A 6,000-nucleotide genomic window follows, 5' to 3' on the forward strand; every position below is an offset into this window, starting at 1 on the left:
TGATGGCTCTTCTTTTTGTATATTCAGTATACCATATTTTGTTATGAAATACTACTGTTACAACAGTAAGCTTTATATAAAAAGGCTAAATACGGTATTTGACGGGGTTCTTTCGGTCAAGTTATAATATGTATCATATAATCATGTAAAGCGGATATGATTAGGATCTTTATGATAAGAGGGGGACTATATGAATAGAAAGTCTACGTTAGCAGTGTTAGCAGTAAGTGCTTTGACTACGAGTTGGGTGAGTGTGAATGCCGTAGGAATGTCTGCTTACGAAGCTGGTGAGGGTGCAAGTGCAACTGGCAGTAAGGCTGTGGCAGTTGGGTTTAATGCGAGTGCGGTTGGCGATCATGCAGTAGCTGTTGGTGAATTAGCAGAAGCAAGTGCAAATAGTTCTCTTGCCATTGGAGATGCTTCCAAAGCTTCTGGGGCAAACGCTGTGGCTATTGGCACTGGAAGTAAAGCTAAGAATCTTAATAGTGTAGCTATCGGTAATGGAGCTGTGGTTAATATAGTTAATGGCATTGCTATTGGTACTGGAGCTGGTAACAATGCAAGTGATGTTGCGAATAGTTCAGTTACTATAGGGAGTATCTTCGTTGGTTATTCTGCCGGTCAAAATACGACGGGGAATATTAATACACTTATAGGTTATAATGCAGGTAGCGGTACACGAGGTTCTAATGAGATTTCTATAGGTAATACAGCAGGATCGAATGTACAGGGTGATCATAATATTTCCATTGGTTTTAATGCCGCTAATACTTTAAATGGACTAAACAATGTCTCTATTGGTCAAAATTCTGGAACACATATAACAGGAAACACGAATGTATCGATTGGCTCTATGGCAAATAATTTTACTAAAGAAACTTCCATTAATAATGCTGTTGCTATGGGGCATCAAAGTGCAACTACAGCAGATGAGACCGTAGCTTTGGGTGCAGCTGCTAAGGCTGGCGCTACAGGTGCATTAGCGCTTGGTATGGGAAGCCAGGCGAAAGGAGAAGTTGCTGTAGCATCCGGTTATGCAGCAGAGGCCAATAAAAGTGCTACGGCTCAAGGTGGTTTTGCGAAGGCAACAGGAGTACAATCCGTTTCGATAGGTTATGCAAGTAAGGCCATAGGGAATTATGCAGTAGCGCAAGGGGCGTTCGCAGAAGGTAATGGTATTTTTGGTACAGCAGTAGGCTATGGGACAGAAGCAAATGGTGCGCGCTCATCAGCGATTGGTGCGGTAGCTATTTCAAATGGTGAAAGAAGTATAGCATTAGGGAATGCTGCAAAATCAGAAGCAGATCAGTCTGTTGCTATAGGATATAATGCATTGAGTAATCGTAATGCTGATGTGATTGGGTATGATCCATCTGAAACTTCTGTTGTAAAAGGTGCTGATGATGCCTTGCAATTAGGTGCTGATTTGCAAGCGCAATTTGATGCAAAGGATGCAGAGTATAAAGCGTTACAAAAAGAAGCTGAAGCGATTCAAACGGAACGCAATACACTATTAGAAAAACAAAAAGAGTTGACGGCTGCCAATAATGCGACGGAATTAGAAGCTGTCAAAACACAATTAGCAGAGAATAAAACTAAGTTAGATGCGAAAAATAAAGAAGTATCCGACAAGGAAGTAGAAATCAATAAGCTAGTAGGTACTTGGAAGGCAAGAAAAGGTGCGGTATCTATTGGTAACTCTACCACTGGAGAAACTCGCCAAATTATCAATGTCGCAGCAGGTACGGAAGATACAGATGCGGTGAATGTGGCGCAATTGAAAGCTGTGTCGAATGGCGGTTTTACAGTGTCCACAAACTCTTACGATTCGAAAGATGAAACAACGAAAGCGAGTACAAAGGATACTCTCATTAAAACTAAAATTGGTGGCATTCTACCAATTGAGGGAAAAGTGAGTACTGTCTATGGCTCTACCGCTGCACCAGCTGCGAGTTATTCTTCTGATAATTTGATTACCTATGCGGATGCGGAGACTGTGCGTATTGGTATGCTGAAATCACCGACTTTCACAAGCGTGTCCATTGGTGATACAAACCCAGTTACCTTGGCAAACGATAATGGTAAACTTACCGCTAGTGGTAGCGAAGTAGTGACGAAAAGCAATATCACTAATATCATTAATAATCTGTATGAGTTCTCTAATGGTCTTACAACTGAAACTAAAGATGGCAAAACCATTGTTAAATTAGACAAAGAAGCACTGAAAAATGATGCGGATTTTAAAGGGCCAAAAGGCGACGACGGTAAATCTGCTTTAGACGTATGGAAAACCATCGCAGGCAATGAAAACAAAACTGCTGAAGATTTTGCCAAAGCTATGAAAGGCGACAAAGGCGAAAAAGGCGAGACAGGTACAGTTGGCGAAAAAGGTGCTGACGGAAAATCTGCTTATGAAGTATGGAAAGCCCAAGCTGGAAATGATAGAAAAACAGAAGCTGAATACCTAACATCCTTAAAAGGTGAAAACGGTGCTGACGGCAAATCTGCCTACGACCTATGGAAGAAACAACCAGGTAATGAAGGCAAATCTGAAAAAGATTTCGTAGATTACATGAAAGGTGCAAGCTTACCAGACTTTATTTCGATCGTAGATCCTAAGGGTAATCCTACACCAGGTGGTACAAATACTGGTACAGGCACTCATGGTGGTGCAAATACCAATGCGACTATTACAATTTCCAACGGTACAGATGCGTCTAATCCTGCGCCAACAATTACTTTTAAAACGGATGATAAAGGCAATGGTACAGGTACGATTACAGGTATCAAAACGCCAGATGGCAAGGATAAAACAGCGGCTGCAAATGTGGACTATGTAACGAAGATAATTGAAACATCTGCGAAGTCTATGGATAAGGCGTTGCAAACGTTAAACAATACCATTGGTGATGTGCGTGATGAAAGTCGCTCTGGCAATGCCATGAATGCGGCGCTTTCAGCGTTGAAACCATTGGATTACAACGAACATGAACATACGCAAGTGATGGCGGGCGTTGGTCACTATGAGGATAAAACGGGGTTTGCCTTAGGTGTGGCTCATTTCACAAATGAAAGAACGATGTTCAATGCAGGTATTGCTCTTTCAGGAAATAAACACATGTACAATGCAGGGGCTACTTTCAGATTTGGATCTAGTAGTGACGAAGTTCAAACAGTGCCTAAATCTGAATTAGAGATGCTTCGTGCTGAATTAGAACGTGAAAAGGCAAGAAATGCAGAGCAAGAAGCGGCTATTGAAATGTTGAAACAACTTGTTTTGGCTAGAAAATAGCGTGACGTTTTAGCTTAATATTGAGCAAAGGGAAGAGCACGACACATTCCTACGCAAACTGATACAGTGGTTAGGTTTGCTTCGGAACATGTCGCGCTCTTCTTATGTTTGCAAATGTAAGCAAAAAGAACGCCACGCTATTTCCTATCCTTAATGGCGTTTTAGGGGATGAGGGATATTACTGTCTTCTTATATTTGTGTAATTTGGGGAGTAAGAGAAAGGCGCAAGGTTGCTATGTAAAATAGCAGTTCCTAGGAGGTCGTACAAACTTTTCCCAAAAAAGTTAAAAAATTTTTTATAAAACACTTGCATTATACATAGGGGTATGTTATTATATACAAGTAGTCAGGAGCACCACTACAGAGTAGAAAAAGTTCTTGACAAACTACATAAGGACATATATAATAATATATGTGAATGTGCTGGCGTAGCTCAATCGGTAGAGCAGCTGACTTGTAATCAGCAGGTTGTGGGTTCAATTCCTATCGCCAGCTCCATTTTTTTGGAGGGATTCCCGAGCGGCCAAAGGGAGCAGACTGTAAATCTGCCGTCTTCGACTTCGAAGGTTCGAATCCTTCTCCCTCCACCATTTTTATCGCGGGGTGGAGCAGTTGGTAGCTCGTCGGGCTCATAACCCGAAGGTCGCAGGTTCAAGTCCTGTCCCCGCAACCATGTTAATTCGTTAGTGATTGAATGTGCTGGTGTAGCTCAGTCGGCAGAGCGTATCCTTGGTAAGGATAAGGTCACCGGTTCAATCCCGGTCACTAGCTCCATATACTTGGCGGCATAGCTCAGTTGGCTAGAGCAATCGGTTCATACCCGGTGTGTCCGCGGTTCAAATCCGTGTGCCGCCACCAATAACCTCACTTAGGTGGGGATTTTTTTATGCCTAAAATTAGATTCAAGAAAGGTTGGGGATGCGCTTATATGAGCATCCCCAACCTTTAAGTATAGAACCTTTATATATTTGTAACTAGTATTTCGTTTATATTACGTTTTGCATAAATAAGTCGACGGACTTCCATAGTATCGCCGATAATTACATAAAAAATGGAGAAATTTCGCACATTGATTCTGTAGTATGGATACTCTCTTGCTTTTGAAGAGCGAAAAGGCGCAAAGGAAAGCGGCGCTAGTAGCCTCTTTTCGATTGCAGTTTCTATATCATCCAGCAGCTGATGAGCAGCATCTGGATTTTGTAGGGTGTTCGCGATATACGATGTAACTTCTATTAAATCTTTTTCAAAGATAGGAAGAAACGTTAGTTTATATGTTGGTTTGTTCATCGATATAGCTCCTTGCCGCATTAAATACTTCAGCTTTAGAAAGTCGTGTTGTTGAACTTCTAGCTAATGTATCTGCTTCATCAAGTTTTTCTTCTACATCCATAGTGAGTGTGGAATATTGCTCGATGCTCATCAGCACCATGGTACCATATCCATTTTTTGTAAGAAATACAGGTGAGTTTGAGTTAATCACGGTTTCTTCAATTTCAGGAAATTTATTTCGCAAGTCAGAGACTGGGCGAATATGAATCATAGTAAACACCTCCTTATTATCATAATTATATCTTTATTTTATCAGAATATTAGATAAAGATAAACCAGGAGATTAAGAATTATTTTGTTAACTTAGTTAGATGTCCATTGAAATCCATAAATTGAATTTGTATAATGAGAGTATAGAAAGGTAGTGGCTCTATGGCTAAAGCGATAGATATGGACTACAGGTATTAACTATACGAGGTACATATGACAACATGGTTTAATGATTTAAAAGAATTAATTTGGCACCCTAAGAGTAAGGGTTTTGATCAAATTGCAGAGCATGGAACGGTGAAAAAAGGATTACTTACCTATTTTGGGCTTGAGCTAGTGTTTTGCCTGTTAGTAGCTACGCTAGTGTTACCGCTAGTGGGCTTTTTCATGCCTGCCTATTATCGAGAAATTAACGCTTTAGGATCGGCGATTATCATTGGCTTGGCTATCGTCTTTTTCCTATTTCAAGCGGTGTCTATCTTCTTTAACAGTGCGATTTTCTACGGTTTGTACAAGTTGACAAAAGGTGAGGCGACTTGGACGGATGTGGTGAAAGGATTCATCTACGGCAAGGTCATCACCAATGTGTATGGCGTCGTATTAGGCCTGCTCTTGCTTCCGTTTTTCGGATCCGGGCTATTTCTAGCAACGTCCTACGGTATGGAACTTATTTTCCTTTTCCTAGCGGCTTTCTTTGCCGTGGCCATCTGGATTTTCTACATGAATCTATCCCTTATGGCTTGCATTATTAAAAGTACATTAATAAAAGCGTTCCTATTATTGCTAGCCACTGGCATTGTTCAACTTATTTTAGAATATATCTTAAAAGGGTTGTAAGCTATACAGTTGATACATATACAGTATGTACTCGGAATGTATGTTGCCACACCTATACAAGAAACACTTGGAATCTTAGGTTAGACTTTCGCAGAAATTATCAAAAAGTGAAGTAGAAACATATGTAATTCCTATAAAATAAGTAAACTGTATTTGTATTTCTCTATTTAATCATATATAATAAAGGTAATTAGTTTTTTTGTATTGAAGGAGGCTATTTTAACAATGGCAAAAGCAAAGTTCGAACGTAATAAACCACACGTTAACATTGGTACTATCGGTCACGTTGACCATGGTAAAACTACTTTAACAGCAGCAATCACTAAAGTTCT

The 6,000-nt window shown here is 40.3% G+C and carries 5 protein-coding genes and 5 tRNA genes; 8 read left to right on the forward strand and 2 right to left on the reverse strand.

Annotated elements, in window-relative coordinates:
* Positions 1–190 precede the first annotated feature (190 nt).
* The 6 genes from EO118_RS05305 (at position 191) to EO118_RS05330 (ending at position 4,150) form a co-directional block, all read left to right on the forward strand.
* The gene (locus tag EO118_RS05305) at positions 191–3,292 is read left to right on the forward strand and encodes a YadA-like family protein (protein WP_127068978.1); all 3,102 of its coding nucleotides are present in this window, start codon (positions 191–193) and stop codon (positions 3,290–3,292) included.
* A 422-nt stretch (positions 3,293–3,714) separates the two neighbouring features.
* Positions 3,715–3,790: transfer RNA gene (locus EO118_RS05310), tRNA-Thr, on the forward strand.
* Between the two features lie 7 nt (positions 3,791–3,797).
* Positions 3,798–3,882: transfer RNA gene (locus EO118_RS05315), tRNA-Tyr, on the forward strand.
* A 7-nt stretch (positions 3,883–3,889) separates the two neighbouring features.
* Positions 3,890–3,965, forward strand: a tRNA-Met gene (locus EO118_RS05320).
* A gap of 25 nt (positions 3,966–3,990) precedes the next feature.
* Positions 3,991–4,066: transfer RNA gene (locus EO118_RS05325), tRNA-Thr, on the forward strand.
* Between the two features lie 7 nt (positions 4,067–4,073).
* Positions 4,074–4,150: transfer RNA gene (locus EO118_RS05330), tRNA-Met, on the forward strand.
* 102 nt (positions 4,151–4,252) lie between these two features.
* Here the strand turns inward: EO118_RS05330 and EO118_RS05335 are convergent.
* Together EO118_RS05335 and EO118_RS05340 are read right to left on the reverse strand one after the other, a co-directional pair.
* Positions 4,253–4,579: a type II toxin-antitoxin system RelE/ParE family toxin gene (locus EO118_RS05335; protein WP_127068979.1), complete on the reverse strand. Its 327-nt coding sequence runs from the start codon at positions 4,577–4,579 to the stop codon at positions 4,253–4,255.
* On the reverse strand, positions 4,560–4,832 hold the full coding sequence (locus EO118_RS05340) for a type II toxin-antitoxin system Phd/YefM family antitoxin (RefSeq protein ID WP_127068980.1): 273 nt from the start codon (positions 4,830–4,832) through the stop codon (positions 4,560–4,562). The genes EO118_RS05335 and EO118_RS05340 overlap by 20 nt, the downstream gene beginning before the upstream one ends.
* A gap of 212 nt (positions 4,833–5,044) precedes the next feature.
* Here EO118_RS05340 and EO118_RS05345 point away from each other — a divergent pair, with 212 nt between their 5' ends.
* Together EO118_RS05345 and EO118_RS05350 are read left to right on the forward strand one after the other, a co-directional pair.
* Positions 5,045–5,668, forward strand: a complete 624-nt coding sequence (locus EO118_RS05345) for a hypothetical protein (protein WP_127068981.1) — start codon at positions 5,045–5,047, stop codon at positions 5,666–5,668.
* A 225-nt stretch (positions 5,669–5,893) separates the two neighbouring features.
* A partial coding sequence (locus EO118_RS05350; protein WP_149306083.1) for a GTP-binding protein occupies positions 5,894–6,000 on the forward strand: 107 nt, incomplete at its 3' end.

Origin of the sequence: Veillonella sp. 3891, assembly GCF_003992315.1 — a bacterium.
In the GTDB taxonomy this organism is placed as follows: Bacteria; Bacillota; Negativicutes; order Veillonellales; family Veillonellaceae; genus F0422.

Bases quoted from the DNA above. Each gene is read 5' to 3' on its own strand.
- EO118_RS05340 (WP_127068980.1), bottom strand. From the start codon at position 4,832: ATGATTCATATTCGCCCAGTCTCTGACTTGCGAAATAAATTTCCTGAA.
- EO118_RS05345 (WP_127068981.1), top strand. From the start codon at position 5,045: ATGACAACATGGTTTAATGATTTAAAAGAATTAATTTGGCACCCTAAG.
- EO118_RS05305 (WP_127068978.1), top strand. From the start codon at position 191: ATGAATAGAAAGTCTACGTTAGCAGTGTTAGCAGTAAGTGCTTTGACT.
- EO118_RS05335 (WP_127068979.1), bottom strand. From the start codon at position 4,579: ATGAACAAACCAACATATAAACTAACGTTTCTTCCTATCTTTGAAAAA.